The organism is Caulobacter sp. ErkDOM-C (genome assembly GCF_048541825.1).
GTDB lineage: Bacteria > Pseudomonadota > Alphaproteobacteria > Caulobacterales > Caulobacteraceae > Caulobacter.
Map to the genome: position 1 here is coordinate 1,397,356 of NZ_CP183332.1, position 18,227 is coordinate 1,415,582.

General features: G+C 65.6%; 19 protein-coding genes. 8 read left to right on the plus strand and 11 right to left on the minus strand.

All coding sequences use genetic code 11. The annotated features are described in order from the left end of the window. Nucleotides 1-45: 45 nt before the first annotated feature. Nucleotides 46-909: a pantoate--beta-alanine ligase gene (gene panC / locus ACN2C8_RS06835; RefSeq protein ID WP_419255092.1), complete on the minus strand. Its 864-nt coding sequence runs from the start codon at nucleotides 907-909 to the stop codon at nucleotides 46-48. Nucleotides 910-1,112: 203 nt separating this feature from the next. Here panC and ACN2C8_RS06840 point away from each other — a divergent pair, with 203 nt between their 5' ends. Both ACN2C8_RS06840 and ACN2C8_RS06845 read left to right on the plus strand, forming a co-directional pair. After that, a complete protein-coding gene (locus tag ACN2C8_RS06840) occupies nucleotides 1,113-1,949 on the plus strand; it encodes a division plane positioning ATPase MipZ (RefSeq protein ID WP_419255093.1) in 837 nt (278 codons plus the stop codon). 39 nt (nucleotides 1,950-1,988) lie between these two features. Beyond that, entirely contained in the window at nucleotides 1,989-2,414 is a 426-nt protein-coding gene (locus tag ACN2C8_RS06845) for a J domain-containing protein (protein ID WP_419255094.1), read from the plus strand. 66 nt (nucleotides 2,415-2,480) lie between these two features. Here ACN2C8_RS06845 and ACN2C8_RS06850 read toward each other — a convergent pair whose 3' ends face one another. Continuing rightward, on the minus strand, nucleotides 2,481-3,773 hold the full coding sequence (locus tag ACN2C8_RS06850) for a D-alanyl-D-alanine carboxypeptidase family protein (RefSeq protein WP_419255095.1): 1,293 nt from the start codon (nucleotides 3,771-3,773) through the stop codon (nucleotides 2,481-2,483). Nucleotides 3,774-4,064: 291 nt separating this feature from the next. Between ACN2C8_RS06850 and ACN2C8_RS06855 the strand changes: the two genes are divergently transcribed. The 4 genes from ACN2C8_RS06855 to ACN2C8_RS06870 all read left to right on the plus strand — a co-directional run bounded on the left by ACN2C8_RS06855 (nucleotide 4,065) and on the right by ACN2C8_RS06870 (nucleotide 7,031). Continuing rightward, nucleotides 4,065-4,499, plus strand: a complete 435-nt coding sequence (locus tag ACN2C8_RS06855; protein WP_419255096.1) for a phasin family protein — start codon at nucleotides 4,065-4,067, stop codon at nucleotides 4,497-4,499. A 134-nt stretch (nucleotides 4,500-4,633) separates the two neighbouring features. Next, nucleotides 4,634-5,095 carry a RidA family protein gene (locus ACN2C8_RS06860; RefSeq protein ID WP_419255097.1) on the plus strand — a complete coding sequence of 154 codons (462 nt, stop codon included), beginning with the start codon at nucleotides 4,634-4,636 and terminating at the stop codon, nucleotides 5,093-5,095. After that, the gene (locus ACN2C8_RS06865) at nucleotides 5,095-5,868 is read left to right on the plus strand and encodes a glycerophosphodiester phosphodiesterase (protein ID WP_419255098.1); all 774 of its coding nucleotides are present in this window, start codon (nucleotides 5,095-5,097) and stop codon (nucleotides 5,866-5,868) included. The genes ACN2C8_RS06860 and ACN2C8_RS06865 overlap by 1 nt, the downstream gene beginning before the upstream one ends. Further along, nucleotides 5,865-7,031, plus strand: a complete 1,167-nt coding sequence (locus ACN2C8_RS06870) for a GNAT family N-acetyltransferase (RefSeq protein ID WP_419255099.1) — start codon at nucleotides 5,865-5,867, stop codon at nucleotides 7,029-7,031. Before ACN2C8_RS06865 ends, ACN2C8_RS06870 begins: the two co-directional genes overlap by 4 nt. A 238-nt stretch (nucleotides 7,032-7,269) precedes the next feature. Here ACN2C8_RS06870 and ACN2C8_RS06875 read toward each other — a convergent pair whose 3' ends face one another. Together ACN2C8_RS06875 and ACN2C8_RS06880 are read right to left on the minus strand one after the other, a co-directional pair. After that, nucleotides 7,270-7,758, minus strand: coding sequence for a pyridoxamine 5'-phosphate oxidase family protein (locus tag ACN2C8_RS06875; RefSeq protein ID WP_419255100.1), 489 nt, complete (start codon nucleotides 7,756-7,758; stop codon nucleotides 7,270-7,272). A gap of 49 nt (nucleotides 7,759-7,807) precedes the next feature. Next, complete coding sequence (locus ACN2C8_RS06880; RefSeq protein ID WP_419255101.1) at nucleotides 7,808-8,389, minus strand: DUF4287 domain-containing protein; 582 nt, start codon at nucleotides 8,387-8,389, stop codon at nucleotides 7,808-7,810. 53 nt (nucleotides 8,390-8,442) lie between these two features. Between ACN2C8_RS06880 and ACN2C8_RS06885 the strand changes: the two genes are divergently transcribed. After that, nucleotides 8,443-8,874: an HIT domain-containing protein gene (locus tag ACN2C8_RS06885; protein ID WP_419255102.1), complete on the plus strand. Its 432-nt coding sequence runs from the start codon at nucleotides 8,443-8,445 to the stop codon at nucleotides 8,872-8,874. Between the two features lie 53 nt (nucleotides 8,875-8,927). Further along, nucleotides 8,928-9,368: a BLUF domain-containing protein gene (locus ACN2C8_RS06890; RefSeq protein ID WP_419255103.1), complete on the plus strand. Its 441-nt coding sequence runs from the start codon at nucleotides 8,928-8,930 to the stop codon at nucleotides 9,366-9,368. 96 nt (nucleotides 9,369-9,464) lie between these two features. On the opposite strand, the gene ACN2C8_RS06895 is transcribed toward ACN2C8_RS06890, so the two are convergent. The 7 genes from ACN2C8_RS06895 to ACN2C8_RS06925 all read right to left on the minus strand — a co-directional run bounded on the left by ACN2C8_RS06895 (nucleotide 9,465) and on the right by ACN2C8_RS06925 (nucleotide 18,214). Beyond that, on the minus strand, nucleotides 9,465-11,558 hold the full coding sequence (locus tag ACN2C8_RS06895) for a response regulator (RefSeq protein ID WP_419255104.1): 2,094 nt from the start codon (nucleotides 11,556-11,558) through the stop codon (nucleotides 9,465-9,467). A 120-nt stretch (nucleotides 11,559-11,678) separates the two neighbouring features. Next, on the minus strand, nucleotides 11,679-14,015 hold the full coding sequence (clpA, locus tag ACN2C8_RS06900; protein WP_419255105.1) for an ATP-dependent Clp protease ATP-binding subunit ClpA: 2,337 nt from the start codon (nucleotides 14,013-14,015) through the stop codon (nucleotides 11,679-11,681). Nucleotides 14,016-14,028: 13 nt separating this feature from the next. Continuing rightward, entirely contained in the window at nucleotides 14,029-14,358 is a 330-nt protein-coding gene (gene clpS / locus ACN2C8_RS06905; protein ID WP_419255106.1) for an ATP-dependent Clp protease adapter ClpS, read from the minus strand. Nucleotides 14,359-14,600: 242 nt separating this feature from the next. After that, nucleotides 14,601-15,104, minus strand: a complete 504-nt coding sequence (locus ACN2C8_RS06910) for a DUF3224 domain-containing protein (RefSeq protein ID WP_419255107.1) — start codon at nucleotides 15,102-15,104, stop codon at nucleotides 14,601-14,603. 56 nt (nucleotides 15,105-15,160) lie between these two features. Beyond that, entirely contained in the window at nucleotides 15,161-16,417 is a 1,257-nt protein-coding gene (locus ACN2C8_RS06915; RefSeq protein ID WP_419255831.1) for a DNA polymerase IV, read from the minus strand. A 265-nt stretch (nucleotides 16,418-16,682) separates the two neighbouring features. Beyond that, nucleotides 16,683-17,570: an ROK family protein gene (locus ACN2C8_RS06920; RefSeq protein WP_419255108.1), complete on the minus strand. Its 888-nt coding sequence runs from the start codon at nucleotides 17,568-17,570 to the stop codon at nucleotides 16,683-16,685. Continuing rightward, nucleotides 17,567-18,214: a hypothetical protein gene (locus ACN2C8_RS06925; protein WP_419255109.1), complete on the minus strand. Its 648-nt coding sequence runs from the start codon at nucleotides 18,212-18,214 to the stop codon at nucleotides 17,567-17,569. The genes ACN2C8_RS06920 and ACN2C8_RS06925 overlap by 4 nt, the downstream gene beginning before the upstream one ends. Between the last annotated feature and the right edge of the window lie 13 nt (nucleotides 18,215-18,227).

Below are 18,227 nucleotides of genomic sequence, written 5' to 3' on the forward strand. Positions count from 1 at the left end.
GTGGGGCTGCTGATCGCGCTGCACCCGATGGACTGATCCTGCAGGTTAGCCCACGGCCATGTTGTCGATCAGGCGGGTCTTGCCCAGCCAGGCGGCGACCAGGATGCGGCCGTGAGCGTCTCCGATCGGGCCGGGACCCAGCTTCGACAGGTCAGACGCCTCGCGGATATCCAGATAGTCGATCGGACCAAAGCCGGCGGCGCTCAGCGCGGCCTTGCCCGCAGCTTCCGCCTCTTCGATAGGTCCGCCCGCCGCCACAGCCTGGGCTGCGGCGCGCAGGGCCCTCGGCAGGGCGGCGGCAATCTGGCGTTCCTCGGCCGACAGATAGGCGTTGCGGGAAGACAGGGCCAGGCCGTCTTCGGCGCGAGCGGTTGGGGCGGAAACGATCTCGACCGGGAGGTCCAGGTCGCGCACCAGACGCTTGATGACCTGCAGTTGCTGGTAATCCTTTTCGCCGAAGACGGCATAGTCGGCCTGGCACTGGATCAGCAGCTTGGCCACCACGGTCGCCACGCCGCCAAAGAACTGCGGACGAGCTGCGCCTTCCAGCGGTTCGGACACGCCCGAGACCTGGATCGCGGTCGAGAATCCCGGGGCATACATCTCACCGGCCGGGGGCGCGAACATCAGGTCGCACCCGACCGAGGCCAGCTTTTCGGCGTCAGCAGCCTCGCCGCGCGGATAGGCGTCGAAGTCCTCATGCGGAGCGAACTGCCTGGGATTGACGAACACACTGGCCACCGTGCGACGGGCCTTGGTCTGGCCCAGCTTGATCAGGGTCAGGTGGCCCTCGTGCAGGGCGCCCATGGTCGGAACCAGGGCGACCTGATCTCCGGCGGCCTTCCAGGCGGCGACATGGCCGCGCAGATCGGAAATGGTACGGACGATGGTGGGGAAAGCTTGGGGCATCGACGGCCTGCTGTGCGAACTGGCGTCGGCTTATGGCCGAGGGGGGCGTCGGCGTCCACCTCGCCGCCCAGTCAGCGACGGGTGCGGCGCCCCCTGCGACAAAAGGGCCTGTGGAACAATGCGATGACCGCTCGGCTGAGCCATTGCGTGCATGTTAACCTTTCACCGACCGCGCGAGTCGCGGTGGATGAAGGAGCGAGCACATGGCTGAGACGCGCGTGATCGTGGTCGGCAACGAAAAGGGCGGGGCGGGCAAGTCCACTATCGCCGTGCATCTCGTGACGGCCCTGCTTTACGGCGGCGTCAAGGTGGCGGTGATCGACCTGGACCTGCGTCAGTGCACCTCCATGCGCTTCTTCGAGAACCGCCGCGCCTGGCTGGAAAACAAGAAGCTGCCTCTGCCCGAGCCCATCCAACTGCGGCTTAGCGAGGACGACATTGCCCTGGCCGCCGCGCCCGAGAGCGAGCAGGTCGAACGCTTCGAGATCGCCTTCGCCCGGGGCCTGGAAGAGGCCGATTTCGTTCTGATCGACACCCCTGGTGGTGATACCGCGATCTCGCGCCTGGCTCACAGTCGGGCCGATCTGATCGTCACCCCGATGAACGACAGCTTTGTCGACTTCGACATGCTGGGCCACGTCGATCCGGTGACCATGGAGCTGACCACGCCCAGCCTCTATTCGCAGTCGGTCTGGGAGGCCCGCAAGGCGCGCGCCATGAGCGGTCAGCGTCAGGCGCTGGACTGGGTGGTGCTGCGCAACCGCCTGGCGACCACCGAGGCGCGCAACCGCAAGCGTCTGGAAGACCGCCTGACGTCGCTGGCCAAGCGGGTCGGTTTCCGGATGGGCCCCGGTCTGCGCGACCGCGTGATCTATCGCGAGCTGTTCCCCTTCGGCCTGACCATCGCCGACCTGTCACCCCAGGTTCGCCCGGTGCCGGTGTCGCTGCAGCATCTGGCCGCGCGCCAGGAACTGCGCGCTCTGATGCATTCGCTTGGTCTTTCGGCCTATTCCGGAGAAACTCTGCTCGCCGCTCAGTAGGGGCCCCTCGGGGGCAGCCTGAGCGCGTGCGGAATCGCGATGATCTATCTGTTGCTTGGCGGCATCGTGTTGGCCCTGGTGTTCTGGGGTAGCAGAAAGCCGTTTCTGAAAGGGGACGGCTGGCGCGTCGGCGCTGGCGTCGTCGCCCTGGCCGCCTTCGCGAGCGCGGCCTACACCACCATTCGCGGCGGTTGGGGCACAGGCATCGTCCTGGGCATTGTCGGCCTGTGGACCGCCTCCGAGGCGCGTCGGCGGCCTGCCACACGCAAGGCCTCTGCACCAGCAGTGTCCGGGCCGACCCTCACCGAAGCCCGCTCGATCCTTGGCGTCGGTCCGGACGCCACCGCTGGGGAAATCCGCTCTGCCCATGCTCGCCTGATCCGTCTGGCCCACCCTGACAAGGGCGGCACGGCCGGACTGGCGGCCCAGCTAAACGCGGCGCGAGATCGGTTGTTGAAGCCCTAGCGGTCAAGAAAAGAGCCCGTGCGCTGGGCGCTCCGGGCTCGATCCGATGTCTTGTCTTAGCCGAGATCAGCGCGGCGCAAGCACCATGCAGGGCTGACGCTTGGCGGTAATCGCCGCGCATGTGCTGCGCGCGGCCTCGGCCGTCAGGCCCTGGAACTGGGCTCGGAATGCGCCGCCGGCCGCGCCTTCGACCGCGCCCTCGGCGTCGGCCACGAACTTGGCGAAGCGGCCGCGCACCAAGGTCAGTTGCTTGCTGGCCAAGCCTTTGGACTTGAAGGAGCCGACCTGAACGGCCCATTCGCCCTTTGGCTTTTGGGCGGTCTTGGCGGCCTTGAGTGTGGGCGAGACCTTTACGGGCTGTGCGCGCGGCGTATCGGACAGCACGATCTTCAGGCCTGATTGCTCGCCGTCGCCCTGTTCGATCGAGGGCCGCATGATCGGGCCGTTGGGCTCGGTCTCATACAGGTTGGCGGCAATGGTGGTGCGGTCGCCGTGAGCGCGACGCTTGAGAACCTCGAAGCCGGTCAGCAGCAGGTCTTCCATGTTGTTGTCGCGCCAGGCGGTCGATGACCCCCCCAGAACCACGGCGATCAGGCGGCGGCCATCGCGCACGGCCGAGCCGGCGAGGTTGAAGCCCGAAGCGTTGGTATAGCCGGTCTTCAGGCCGTCAAAGCCGTCCATGCTGTCGAGCAGGCGGTTGTGGCCGCGGATCGTATTGCCCCGGAACGCAAACGACCGGACGCTGAAATAGCTGTAGTACTGCGGAAAGTCGCGCATCGTGGCGCGCGACAGGATGGCCAGATCGCGGGCCGTGCTGATCTGGCGGCTGTCGGGCAGGCCCGAGGCATTCACGAACCGCGTATTGCGCATGCCCAGTTCCTGACCGCGCAAAGTCATCAGCGCCGCGAAACGAGCCTCGCTGCCGGCCAGCTTTTCCGCCACGGCCACGGCGACATCATTGGCCGATTTCACGGTCATGGCGCGAATCGCTTCGTCCACGGTCAAGCTGTCGCCGGCGGGCAGGCCCAGCTTGGTCGGCGCCTGGGCGGCGGCTCGGGGCGACATGATGATGCGGTCGGTGGGCTTTAGCCGGCCTTCGCTGAGCGCCTCGAAGGTCAGATACAGCGTCATGACCTTGGTCACCGAAGCGGGGTAACGCGGGCTGTCCGCCCTTTTGTCATAAAGGACTTCGCCAGAATTGGCGTCGATTACGATGGACGCATATTTCGGCTCAGCGGCGTTCAGCTGCAAATAGGGGATCTGCGCGGCGACGGTGGTCGGCGCCATACCGGCCAGGCACAACAGCGCGACGCCGGCGGCGGCGAAGAGGGAGCGAGCGGAGCGAAGCTTGGCGAACATAAATGAGCGTCCGTCATAAGATTTGAACTGAGCGGTTCCGCACCGCCACACGCGTGACCCTAGCATGAACTGACCCGCCTTTAGCCAAAGTAAACAACCGGTGAGCGATGTTGTCGCGAGTGCGAAAAAAACGTGCGCGTTGCGGCCGAGCTTCAGCATGACGCTAGGTTATGGTGCGCTGCACAATTTTCTTGACTGCTGCAGTGCAGCATGGCAAATCAGTGTTGTCCCAAGCGCATGGGGCTGCTCGCTCAGCTTCGCCATGCCCCGCCATTTGCCAGGAGACTCCCCATGGCCGCTGCCGAAACGATGAAGAAGACCGCCGAACAGTTCAGCACCGCCTCGAACCAAGCGTTCAAGGACGGCGTGGAAAAGTCTCTGGCTGCTCTGGCTGAAGCCAACACCGTCTCCAAGAAGAACCTCGAAGCCGTGGTCGCTTCGGTGACCGCCGCCACCAAGGGCGCTGAAGCCCTGGGCGCCGAGACCTTCGCCTACTCCAAGAAGGCCGCCGAAGATCAGGTCGCCGCTGTGAAGTCGCTGGCCGGCGCCAAGAGCGTCCAGGAAGCCATGGAACTGCAGACGACCTGGGCCAAGTCGGCCCTGGAAGCCTACATCGCCCAGATGAGCAAGGCTTCGGAGATCGTCTCGGCTTCGATCAAGGACTCGATGAAGCCCCTGAACGAGCGCGCCAGCGCCGCTGTCGAAAAGTTCCAGGCCGCCCGCTAAGGCGACCTCGGGTTCGCGCCCCGCGCGATTCCGACAGACAAGATTGAAGGCCCGAACCGGCGACGGTTCGGGCCTTTTTTCTTGTGCCCGCCCTGTGCGGCGTTAAGCATTGCGGCTCGTGAATGGAGTGCGTGATGTCGAAGATCGATGAGCGTTTGAGCGAGCTTGGCGTCGTGCTGCCGCAGCCCGTGGCCCCTGTCGCCAACTATGTGCCGTTCGTACGGTCGGGAAACCTGGTCCACATTTCGGGCCAGATCTCGCTGGATGCTTCGGGCGGCATCAGGGGCACGGTCGGCGTCGACGTCGATCTGGAAACCGCCCAGAAGGCCGCGCGCCTGTGCGGGATCAATCTGCTGGCCCAGATGAAGGCCGCTTGCGACGGCGACCTCGACAGGGTGGTGCGAGTGGTCAAGCTGGGTGGTTTTGTCCAGGTCGGCCCCGACTTCATCGACATTCCCAAGGTGGTCAATGGCTGCTCGGACCTGATGGTCGAGGTGCTGGGCGACGCTGGTCGCCACGCCCGCTCGGCGGTCGGTGTCTATCGCCTGCCGCTGGGCTTTGCGGTTGAGGTCGATGCGGTGGTGGAGATCGCCTGATGCGTCCGCCTGAGCGTCCGTCGACCGAGGTGTTTGGCGAGGCCTGGGAGCGCCTGTTCGAGCCCGCCATCGCTCACCGCGGCTTGTGGACGCCCGGCGGCGCGCCCGAGAACTCGCTGGCCGCCTTCCAGGCCGCCTGCGCCGGCGGCTATGCGATCGAGCTCGACGTCCAGCTGACGGCCGATGGCGAGGCGGTGGTCTTCCATGACGATCGTCTGGACCGCCTGACCGGCAGGGCGGGGCGTCTGCGCGACCACACTGCCGCTGACCTTGGCACCATGGCGCTTTGCGAAAGCGACGAGACCATCCCCACCCTAGCCGACACCCTGACCCTGATCGGTCACCGGGCCATGGTCTATATCGAGTTGAAGACTCCGTTCGGCGAAGTGGGCGAGCTTGAAAAGCGGGTCTCCGAGATCCTGATCGATCACAATGGCCCCACGGCCGTGATCGGCTTTAATCCCTATTCTCACGCCTGGTTCGCCGACCATCATCCGCAGATCCTGCGCGGTTTGAACTCCTACGCCTGGAACGACGACAGCGCTCGCAAGCTGGCGCCGGAGGTTCGCAGGTCGCTGGCCGCGCTGGAGCAGGTCGAGATCGCCCGACCAGACTTTCTGGCGCTTGGCCTGGACATGCTGCCCAGCGCCCGCGCCGATCTCTATCGCGCCAAGGGCATGCCGGTCGTGGCCTGGACGGTGCGGTCGCCCGAGCAGTGGGACGCTGTCAGCGACCATTGCGACAACCTGATCTTTGAGGGCTTTGCGGCGTGACGTCGGTCAAGGCGGCGGTTCGCGTCCATCGCGAGATCGCCGAAATCGGGCGCGAGGCATGGGACGCCTGCGCCGCGCCGACCGGCGATCCGTTCGTCAGCTACGACTTCCTGTCGATCCTGGAGGAAAGTGGCTGCGTCGCCGCGCGCACCGGCTGGGCCCCGCAGCACCTGTCAGTCGAGGACGACGCCGGCGGCGTAGCCGGCGTGATGCCGCTGTATCTGAAGTCCCACAGCCAAGGCGAATACGTGTTCGACCATGCCTGGGCCGACGCCTATGAGCGGGCAGGGGGGCGGTATTACCCAAAGCTCCAGTGTTCTTCGCCGTTCTCGCCCGTGACCGGGTCGCGGCTGATCGTGCGGCCCGATATCGACGCTGACGAGGGGCGCTCGGCCCTGCTGGGCGGAGCGCTGACCCTGTGCCAGCGCATGGACGCCTCGTCGCTGCATGTGACCTTCCCCAACGCTGACGAATGGGCATGGATGGGTCAGCGCGGCCTGTTGCTGCGCCAGGACCAGCAATATCATTGGGAAAACGCCGGCTACGCCACCTTCGAGGATTTCCTGGCCAAGCTGTCGTCCAACCGCCGCAAGACCATCCGCCGCGAGCGCCGCGACGCCCAGGACGGGATGGAGATCGTGGCCCTGACCGGCGATGAGCTGACCGAAGCGCACTGGGACGCCTTCTTCGGCTTCTACATGGACACCGGCAGCCGAAAGTGGGGCCGGCCCTATCTGAACCGGGCGTTCTATTCGCTGCTGGGCCAGCGGATGGCCGACAAGGTGATTCTCCTGATGGCGCGGCGACCCGGCGGCCCGTGGATCGCCGGGGCGCTGAATCTGCTGGGCCGCGACTGTCTTTATGGCCGCCACTGGGGCTGCTCTGAGGACGTGCCGTTCCTGCATTTCGAGCTCTGCTACTATCAGGCCATCGAACATGCGATCCGGCTTGGCCTGCCGCGCGTCGAGGCCGGCGCCCAGGGCCAGCACAAGATCGCCCGCGGCTACCTGCCCAGCGCCGTCTATTCGGCGCATTGGATCGCCGACCCGATGTTGCGCAAGCCCGTTGCCGACTACCTGGACCGCGAGCGCGAGGCGGTGGTCAGCGACATGCAGATGCTGAGCGAGGAATATTCGCCGTTCAAGGATGTTGATGGCCGGTGAGACCGTAGGGGCGAACCGGCGCCGCTCTTGGCGGCTTTGGCGGTCGCCCTAGCCAAATTCGAGCGCGGGGCGGGCAAGACGCTCAAGCGTGGCGCAGACGACGTGGGGATTTTCCTCCACAACGTCTGCGCCAGCGGGCCCCACGGTCTACATCAATTTTACGCAAACTTCGGGACGGATGGCCGCCTGGAAGGCGCAACCCTGCGGATCGAAAGCCCTGACGCGTAGGCTTGCGGGTTCAGGACAGGTTCACCTCGGCGACCTTGTCCTTGTATTCTGCCTTGGGATCGGCCCCGAGTAGCATCTTCATGCCCGCGAACAGGCTGTGCTCGCTCAGCCAGATCTGGGCGTTGCCAAGATCGAAGCGCAGCAGGCGCAGCTTGGGGTCGCCCTTGCCCTCATACCAGGCGGCCACGAACGGGTTCCACAGGCGCTCGACCGTGGCGGGGTCGGTATCGACCGTGATCCGGCCCTCGACCGTCGCGAACACCTCATGACCCTTTGAAACGAACTGGATCAGACCATCGCGTTCGCTTCCGCCGATGGACTGGACAAGGTCGTTGTCATCCGTAGTGAAGACCCAGAGCGGTCCGCTCTGGTCGCCCTCGAACTGAACGGTCATGGGCTGGCCTTTGCCCTCCGGATCGCCGGGAAGGCCCAGCATCACGGTTCGGTCCGACTTCAGGGCTTTCCAGAACTTGGCGGCGAGATCGGCTTCTTTCGACATAGCGTCCTCCATTTTGGACACCAACGAAGAAGGAGAGCCTGACGTTCCCTCAAGATCGCTCCCATGCCGCCTTCAGCAAAGCCTTCAGGTCATCATCAAGGTCGGCAGGCGCGCCCAGGGGAAGTTTGGCCCTGAGACGCTCCGACCAGCCCTCATTGCGGGGCTCCAGCAGGCGAGGGCTGGCGTCGGGCGTCACCGCCAGGCCCAGCACCGCGCCGCCGCCCTTGGCCGGCTTGAGCGCCGCGAACTGAAGCTTGCGCGACCAGGCGGTGAAGGTCTTGCGCTGGCCGGTGACCAGGCCGTCGAAATCGGCGACGGCCGCCTCGACGGCCAGCAGGATCTCGGTTGAGGTCTGGCCCGTCCATAACGCTTCGCGCAGCTTGTCGGGATCGTCCCAGCCCATTTCCGACGGGAAGGCCTCGCCCAGGATGTGGGCGCTGCGATTCACCCCCAGGCCGTGGTGCGCCTTCAGCCAGGCCACCCGCTTGCCGGGTTTGCTCTCATGGCAGTCGCGGCGAACGATCTCGACCCATTCCTGGAGGGTTTTGCCGGTTTCCCGCTGCAGATTGGCCCGGATCGAGGCGAACCATTTCTCCTGCTGCTCGGTTAGGCCCTGAGACTTGGTCGTCATGCTTGCGCGCCACCCGTGGTTTGCTACGACACCCCTCGCATGAGGAGACGGCCATGAGCCTTCACGGAACCTACGACCCCGACAACATCTTCGCCAAGATCATCCGGGGAGAGATGCCGGCCGTGAAGGTGTTCGAGGACGATCAGGTCCTGGCCTTCATGGACGTGTTCCCGCAGGCGCGCGGCCACATGCTGGTGATCTCCAAGACCAGCAAGGCCCGCAACCTGCTGGACGCCGAGGCCAAGACCCTGGGCCGCCTGATCGGCGCCACCCAGAGGGCCGCCGCCGCCGTCACCGCCGCGCTCAAGCCCGACGGCGTCATCGTCACCCAGTTCAACGGCGCGCCGGCCGGCCAGACCGTGTTTCACCTGCATTTCCACGTCATCCCCCGCTACGAGGGCGAGGCGATGGGCCGGCATGGCGAGGGCATGGCCGATGTTGAGGAGCTCAAGGTGCTGGCCGAGACGATCGCGGCGGCGTTATAGACCCGAAAACTTTTCTGTGACTCCATCGGCTCCTGGCGATGGAGCTTCACCCTATGATCGAGTTCGAGGACCACCCGCGCGGTCTGGTAAGATTGATCTACGCCAGTCGCGCCAGTGGCGGCGCGGTTTCCAGCGATATGGCTACCGCGATCGTCGCCAAGTCGATCCAGAACAATCGCGTTTCCGACATCTCCGGCTTGCTGGTGATCGGTGCAGATCGCTTTCTGCAAGTTTTGGAGGGGCCTGCTGGCGAGGTCGAGCAGACCTTCGCGCGTGTGGCTTCGGATACGCGCCACTGCGATATGACAGTGATCGCCAGACGGACTGGAGAGAAGCGCATGTTCCGCGACTGGAACATGGCCTGCCGCCATCTGGGACTTGACGACGCCGGTGCGCTGAAATCCGTCGGCTTGGCGTTTTTCGCACCCGAAAGTCTGGACGAGGAGAGGGCCTTGACCCTGCTCAAATCCGTCGGCGAGTTTCATTTGCGATAGAGCCGTCACTGCACAGGCTTGAAGTGCCACGGTTGCCCATCCTGCCTCGAGCCCTTTTTGCCCGACCCCGATGAAGTCATGAGGTCGGAAAGGGCGCTAGGCCGCCCTGTTCGGCACGGCGTTGGTGGCTGCGGTGATCAGGGTCATCAACTGGATCGGCTTGGCGATGTGGTCCACCATTCCGGCCGCCAGGCATGCGGCGATGTCGTCCTTCGAGGTGGCGGCGGTCATGGCGATGATCGGCGTCCGCCCGACAGCGCCGCCCAGGGCCTTGATCAGGCGACAGGCCGTCAGTCCGTCCATGACCGGCATGTGCAGGTCCATGAAGATGGCGTGATACACGGCCTGACCGGCGCGCTGCACGGCGTCCTCGCCGTTCTCGGCCGTATCGACCTTGAACCCTGCCGCCTCCAGCATCTGGCTGGCGATCTGCCGGTTCATGGGGTGGTCGTCCACAACAAGCAGGCGAAGATCCAGGGGCGGGGCCGGCGCCGCCTGGGCTGGCGCCAGGGCGTCAACGCGCGTCATCGGCAGGCTGAAGGTGAAGCGGGACCCCAGGCCGACCGTGCTTTCGACGGTCAGGCTGCCGCCCATCATTTCCACCAGGGCGCGCGAGATGGCCAAGCCCAGGCCTGCGCCGGAGAACTTGCGGGTCGGGGTACTATCAATCTGGGAGAACGGCCGGAACAACAGCGGAAGATCGTCCGGCGCGATCCCCATGCCCGTATCGGCCGCGCAGAAGGTCACGTCGTCCACGCCCTCGACATCGCTGGACTTGATTGCGACCGACAGGGTGATGTGACCGCGCTGGGTGAACTTGGCGGCGTTGCTGAGCAGCTTGAACAGGATCTGAGTCAGGCGATTTTCGTCGGCGCTGTGCAGGGGCTCGGCCGGGGCGCTGATCTCGACCCGCAGGTCGATCGGCCGGTCGCCAAGCAGTGGCGGGATCAGGGCCGCGACGCGCTCGACGAGGGTCGGGATCGAGACGGGCGCCAGGTTCAGCTGCCGCTGCCGCTGTCCGTCCCCGACGCTGGAATAGTCGAGCACGTCGTCAATCAGCGAGACCAGGACGCCGCAAGACGCCTGGATAGCCGCCAGCGGCTCACGCGTGGATTTGGGAAGAGCGCGCTTGGCGCCGAGCAACTGCACATGGCCGCTGATGCCGTTCAGCGGCGTGCGCATCTCGTGGCTCATCACCGCCAGGAACCGGCTCTTGGCGATGGCGGCGGCCTCGGCTTCGCGGCGGGCTGCGCGGGCGGCCGAGAGGGCGCGGCTCAACCCGTTCTGGGCCCGCGTTCGCTCCGACATCACGCTGATGATCGCCAGGGCACAGAACTGAATCGCGGCCAGATAGGTCTGCAAGGCCAGAATCCGGCTGGAGATGTCTTCGTACTGGGCCGCGATCGGGCCATGGCCCATGGTGGTGCTGGCAGCTGTCAGGAAAGCGAAACCGGCGATGGCCAGGACGGCCCGCGGCGGATCCAGCCGCAGCAGAACAGCCAGCAGCAGGGGAAAGCTGAGGAAGAGCGGCGCGGCGGGCAGGAAGTGGAACAGCATCGCCGCCACGATCAGGGCGGCAGCCACCAGATGCATCGGCGCCGCGCCCTTGAGGATCTCGGGCGTCGTGTATCGCCGCATTCTGGTCAGCAGCAGCACTGCCGGCGCGCCGATCATCATCCCCAGGAAATCGCCCCCGACCCAGGCGATCCAGATGGACACGAAATCACCGCCGATGAGCCTCGTGAGCAGCGTCGCGCCCAGGCTGCCCATGATCAGCGTGGTCGGCAGCACGGCCAGCAGGGCCACGCGCCAAAGTCTGCTGAAGTGCTGAATGTCCAGGCCTGCGCCACCGACCTGGCGGATCAGGAAGGCGGCGGCCACCGACTCGGTGAGGTCGAAACTGGCAATCAGGGCGGCCTGGCTGGGCGCGCTGCCGGTTAGCAGGGCGGCCAGAAAGTCGACCAGCGTGCAGACCAGCGCCAGGGGGATTGCCGTGCCGCGCGGAAGCAACAGAAGCGCCGCAGCCAGCACGCCGTTGTTGATCCAGAGAACCGCCAGACCGCCGGCGCCCAAGGTCATGGCGTAGGCCGTTGCGGCGATGATCACATAGGCGGCGAAGAAGGCCAACGGCCACCAAGCTGGCCGCGCCGTCTGTGCAGGACGGAACAGGCCGCGCACTGGCGTTTGCACCCGGTATCCTTTTTCTTCACTTCATCCAGAGACTTTATCGATTTGAGGGGGTTGTAAAGTTTTCCCCGCCGCAAACCAAAAGAGGCCCGGATCGCTCCGGGCCTCTCGATGGTCTTGGATCTATTCGACGAGGGCCGGTTCGGCCTCGCTCTCGGTCGCCGCTGAGCCTTTGCCGGGTTTCTCCGGCGTGCTCTCGATCTCGAAGTCGATCTTGCTGTCCTTGAGGATGATCTTGACGTGCCCGCCGCGAACGAGGCGTCCAAACAGGATGTCGTCGGCCAGGGGCTTCTTGATGTGCTCCTGGATGACCCGGCCTAGCGGACGGGCGCCGTAGAGCTCGTCGAAGCCGTTCTTGGCCAGCCAGTCGGCCGCGTCGTCGGTCAGCTCGATCGTCACGTTCCGGTCGGCCAGCTGGGCCTCCATCTGCATGACGAACTTCTGCACGACCATCCGGATGATCTCGGGCGTCAGCGGCTTGAAGGCCACCACCGCGTCGAGACGGTTGCGGAATTCCGGCGTGAACAGGCGCTTGAGGGCGGCCTCTTCCTCGCCCAGAACCTTGTCGCGGCCAAAACCGATCGACTGGCGCTGGGCGTCCGATGCGCCGGCATTGGTGGTCATGATCAGGATGACGTTCCTGAAGTCGACCTTCTTGCCGTTGCTGTCGGTCAGCACGCCGTGGTCCATGACCTGCAGCAGGATGTTGTAGACGTCCTGGTGGGCCTTCTCGATCTCGTCGAGCAGCACGACCGCGTGCGGGTGCTGATCGACGGCGTCGGTCAGCTGGCCGCCCTGATCATAGCCGACATAGCCGGGAGGAGCGCCGATCAGGCGGCTCACGGTATGGCGCTCCATGTACTCGGACATGTCGAAGCGGATCATCTCGATGCCAAGCGTCTGGGCCAGTTGCTTGGCGGCCTCGGTCTTGCCAACGCCCGTGGGGCCGCTGAACAGGAACGAGCCGATCGGCTTGTCGGCGTCGCGCAGACCGGCGCGGGCCAGCTTCATGGCCGAGGACAGTTGCGCGATCGCATCGTCCTGGCCAAACACCGCACGCTTCAGATCCGTTTCCAGCTCCTTGAGCGCCTCGGTGTCCGACTTGGAGACGGATTTGGGCGGGATACGGGCGATCTTGGCCACGACGGCTTCGATCTCCTTGACGCCCAGAACCTTCTTGCGACGGCTCTCGGGCAGCAGCATCTGGCCGGCGCCGGCTTCGTCGATCACGTCGATCGCCTTGTCGGGCAGCTTGCGATCAGTGATGTATTTGGCCGACAGCTCGACGGCCACCTTGATGGCCTCGTTGGTGTATTTCAGCTTATGGAAGTCCTCGTAGTAGGTCTTGATACCCTTGAGGATCTTGATGGTGTCTTCGATGGTCGGCTCGTTGACGTCGATCTTCTGGAAGCGGCGGACCAGGGCCCGATCCTTCTCGAAGTGCTGACGGAACTCCTTGTAGGTGGTCGAGCCCATGCAGCGCAGGCTGCCTGACGCCAAAGCGGGCTTCAGCAGGTTCGAAGCGTCCATCGCCCCGCCACTGGTCGCGCCAGCGCCGATCACGGTGTGAATCTCGTCGATGAACAGCACCGCGTTGGGGTGGTTCTCGAGTTCCTTGACCACCTGCTTGACGCGTTCCTCGAAGTCGCCGCGATAGCGGGTGCCGGCCAGCAGCGCGCCCATGTCGAGCGAGAAGATGGTGGCGCCGGCCAGGACCTCGGGAACCTGGTTGGTGATGATCTTGCGGGCCAGGCCTTCGGCAATGGCGGTCTTGCCGACACCGGGTTCGCCCACCAGCAGCGGATTATTCTTGGTGCGACGGCACAGGATCTGGATCGTGCGTTCCACCTCGGTGGCGCGGCCGATCAGAGGATCGACCTTGCCCTGGCGGGCTTTCTCGTTGAGGTCGACGCAATAGGCTTCCAGCGCCTCGCCACCGGTCTTGGTGTTGGGCTTTTCGGCGTCGTCTTCCGTCGTGCTGTTGTTGGCGCCCTTCACGGCCTTGGGCTCGGACGCGCCGGCCTTCTTGGCGATGCCATGGGCGATGAAGTTCACCGCGTCATAGCGGGTCATGTCCTGCTCCTGCAGGAAGTAGGCGGCGTGGCTTTCGCGTTCCGAGAAGATGGCCACCAGCACATTGGCGCCGGTGACTTCCTCGCGGCCCGATGACTGCACGTGGATTACGGCGCGCTGGATCACGCGCTGGAAGCCGGCGGTCGGCTTGGCGTCTTCTTCATCGTCAACGACCAGCGAGGCCAGTTCGACGTCAAGATAGTTGGCCAGGCTCTTTTTCAGGGCGATCAGATCGACGTCGCAGGCGCGCATTACGCCGGCCGCGTCGTCGTCGTCGGTTAGGGACAGGAGCAAGTGCTCCAGGGTGGCGTACTCGTGCTTACGCTGGTTGGCGTAGGCCACGGCGCGGTGGAGGGATTCTTCGAGAGGGCGAGAAAACGAGGGCAAGGGGGGAGGCTCCTCAGTCTTTTTCCATGGTGCACTGCAGGGGATGCTGATGACGACGCGCCGAGTCGATGACCTGCGCAACCTTCGTTTCAGCAACTTCGTAAGTATAGACGCCACACACACCAACACCGTGTTGATGAACGAGCAGCATAATCCGGGTCGCGTCTTCACGCGACTTATTGAAGAACCGTTCGAGGACGTACACGACAAATTCCATTGGCGTGTAGTCGTCGTTCAGAATCAGTACTCGATAGAGCGAAGGCTTCTGTGTCTTCGGCTTCACCTCAGTGATGACCGAAGATCCAGATCCGTTATTCTGTCCGCCTTGCTTCCGCTCGGCCATTGACCGTTTTCTCCCGGCGGGCCGAACCACCCACCTTGTTAGGATTAGATATGGAAACGCGCGGGCTTTGGAAGGGGCCGACGCGCCGCTGCGCCGCTTTAACACAGGGGCGCCCTGTAAAATGGCTTCACGATTGGGAGAACAGAAGCCGTGCGACGACGGTTTCCTGGGCGAGGAGCCGAAATGGTGAGCGACAGCGTGTCGCGCAAGGGGGGCTTGGCTAGCGCCGAGCGCCCGGACCGCTAGTGGACGGGCAGGGTGTATTGCAGATCATAGAGGTGCTTGCCGTCGACGATCTCGATGGCCAGGCTTCCCGCAATGCCCTTCAGCGCGCCGCCGCCGGAGTCGGGCACGATTTCCACGCTGAGCGTACGTTCGGCGCCGCGCATGACCCCCCGATGGACCAGGGCGAAGCTGCCGGCCTTACCGTGCAGCGTTCCGGTTACGCGTTCGATGGCCACATAGGCTGCCGAACCGGGCGTGTCTGCGCCCGCAGTCAGCATCTGGCCCTTGCCCGTCGCTTCCAGATCGCCGTGGAAGATCTTGTCCAGCGACATGCGGCCCAGGGTCGAGCCTTCGCCGACGTCCTGGTCTTGTGGCGTCATCTTCACGTCGAAGGGGCCCTTGGCGTGACGGGTCATGGCAGGGGCTCCGGGCGTGGATGTTGGGGCGGTCTGGGCGGCGGCGATCGGGGTCAGGGCCAGCGTCGCCAGCAGCGCGAGCACATGAATGGGCGGGGATGACATGCTGGCTCCTGAATAACGCCGATCCTTGATAGCGCAACGCAGGGCGTGGGCAACCGTCAGCGGCTCTTGAGCGCGCGTCCCGTCATCACCGCGCCGGCGCCGAATTTACCGCGCAGCACGTCGATGGTCTTTTCCGTCTTCAGGGTCAGCCGCTCGTCGCCGGCGAAGAAGTCGTCGGCCGCGCCCTCGGCCGGGACGAACTCGGTCAGGCCGGCCCCGATCAGGCGGTAATAGGTTCCGCGGGGCTCACCCGCCAGCAGTTCGCGGGCCACCTGGAACAGGGTGCGCGCCGTTTGGGTCGGCACCGCCAGGGTGCGACGGCGGGTGTGGACCTTGAAGTCGGGTGTGCGCAGCTTCAGCGTCGCCACGCGTCCGGCCACGCCCTCGGCCCGCGCCTGCCGGGCGACCCGCTCGCACAGGGGCCACAGTTCGTCCTCGAGATCGTCGGCCTTGAACAGATCGTCATTGAAGGTGGTCTCGGCGCTGATGGTCTTTCGGACCTGATCGGGGTCGACCAGGCGCGAGTCCTGGCCCTGGGCCAGGCGATGCAGGCGCAGACCGCTTGAGCCCAGGGTCGCGGCCAGATGCTTGAGGTCGGCTGCGGCGATGTCGCCCACCGTGCGAAAACCCTCGGCGGCCAGGGCCGTGACCGTGGCGGGGCCGACGCCGGGCAGGATCGAAACGGGCTTGCTGGCCAGGAAGGTCCGGGCCTCTGTCGCGCCGATCACCGAGAACCCGCGCGGCTTGTCCAGTTCCGAGGCGATCTTGGCCAGGAACTTGTTGGGGGCCAGGCCGATCGAGACCGTCAGGCCCACCTCGCGCTCGATCTCGGCCTGCAGGCGGGCCAGCACCAGGGCGGGCGGGGCGCCGTGCAGCCGCTCGGTGCCCGACAGGTCCATCCAGGCCTCGTCCAGCGACAGGGGCTGGACCAGCGGCGTCAGGGCCTCCACACGGCTGAAGATCGCCCGGCTGGCGGCCTTGTACTTGGCGAAGTCCGGCTTGATGACGACCGCCTGCGGACACAGTTGCAGGGCCTTGTACATTGGCATGGCCGAGCGGGCGCCGCTCATGCGGGCGATATAGCAGGCGGTGGTCACCACACCGCGCTTGCCGCCGCCAATGATCACGGGAAGGTCGCGCAGTTCCGGCCGGTCGCGCTTTTCCACCGCAGCGTAGAAGGCGTCGCAGTCCATGTGCGCCATGGCCAGATCGCCCAGATCGTCATGCACGACCAGGCGCGGCGAGCCGCAGGCCGGGCAGCGCCGGGGCCTGTCCTCGCCGGTCCAGAAACAATCGCGGCAGAGCGCCTTCATCTTCAAGCGTGGCTCTTCAGAAACCCGAAACGCAAGGTGAACCTATCGCGAATCGATGGTGAGGCGTTCAGTGAACCGCACCCGTTGCGCGGATGATCCTCGTGGACCTTGAACTCTTTAAACGCCTGCGACTACAGGGCTACACGCCGCGAACCATGCTCGATATCGGCGCGAATGTCGGCATGTTCACCCAGTGCTGGCCCTCCGAATGTCAGGTGACCTGGCGCGGCGGTTTGGACGTCCAGCCCCTGATGCAGGCCTGCCCTCAGCCCGGCGGCCACAGCCAGGCCGCGCCGCGGACGCCAGAGCTGTCGCCGTGCCGGGCCTTGAGCACCGGGGTCTCGAAGGCGTCGGAAAACACGTGCGGCGCGATGGCGGCGGGCAGGCGCGCGTAGAGGGCGTCGATGTTCGACAGGCCGCCGCCCAGTACGATGACATTGGGGTCGATCAGGTCGCAGACGACCGCCAGGGCGCGCCCCAGACGGTCGATGTGGCGATCCAGCGCCGCCAGAGCTTCGGCGTCGCCCGCCTCGATGGCGGCCAGAGCCGCCTGGCCGGTCGGATGGCCGGCGTCGCGGGCGAAGGCCGGGCCGGCGATCCAGGTTTCCAGACAGCCCTTGCGGCCGCACCAGCAGGCCGGGCCGGGATACTCCTCGGGCTTCGGCCAGGGCAGGGGCATGTGGCCCCACTCGCCGCCGATGCCGTTGCGGCCCTCGATTATACGTCCGTCGACCACCACGCCGCCGCCGCAACCGGTGCCGAGGATCGCGGCGAACACCACGCCTTGCCCGGCGCCCGCGCCATCGGCGGCTTCTGACAGGGCCAGGCAGTTGGCGTCGTTGGCCAGGCGCACGGGGCGTTCAAGCCGCGCGGCCAGGTCCTGCTCGAAAGGGCGACCGTTCAGATAGACGCTGTTGGCGTTGCGGATCAGGCCCGTGCGCGGCGAGATCGAGCCGGGAATGCCCATGCCCAGCCGCGCCGCCTGGGCGCCGGCCATGGTTTCGGCATCAGCCAGCAGGTCGGCGACAACCTCGAGCGCCTCATCATAGTTGCCGGGGTTGGGCTTACGGACGCGGGCCACGAAATGGCCGTCGCCATCCAGGGCGGCGGCCTCGATCTTGGTGCCGCCGAAATCAACACCGAAACGGATCATGCAAACAGTCGCGCCTCGATCGCGGTCTTCAGGTGGGGCCAGTGGTCGATGCGGGCATGACGGTCCGGCGCGCTGGGCGCCAGGGGTCGCAGCCGCTCGTCGCTGACCATCTGGAAGCGGGTGACCTCGGGCGCGCTGGCGGCGACCGATTCGAGTTGCGGCAGCAGGTCGTCGATAAACACCGAGGGTCCCGAGGTGCGGCTGGACAGTTGAGCCGCCGAAGGACCCTTTGGACCGCTGTTGATCACCAGCGGATAGTCGAAGCCGTGGGTCTTGAGCCAGCGCGCGCGGGCCTGGCGGCCGTGCTCGGGCGCGTTGGTCAGAATCACTACGCCGGCGCGGGTCGACAGATCGGCCAGGGCGTCGGCCGCGCCCTCGGCGGGCATCAGGTCATCGGCCCCGTCGCGGAAAAAGTCGTCGAACAGCACCTTGCCGGCGATCAGGTCGAGGTGATCGGTCTCGCCGGGGCGATAGATGTTCTGGAACAGGGCGAAGCGATCGACACGCAGCTCGAAGCCGTGCCGGCCGATAAACGACCCGAACCCGCGCATGAACTGGGCCAGAACCTCGTCCACATCGACAATCACCAGCGGCGCGCCGGGATCGATGGTGCAGGCTTGAATGTCGGCGTAACTGGGTTCCATGATCTGCAATTGG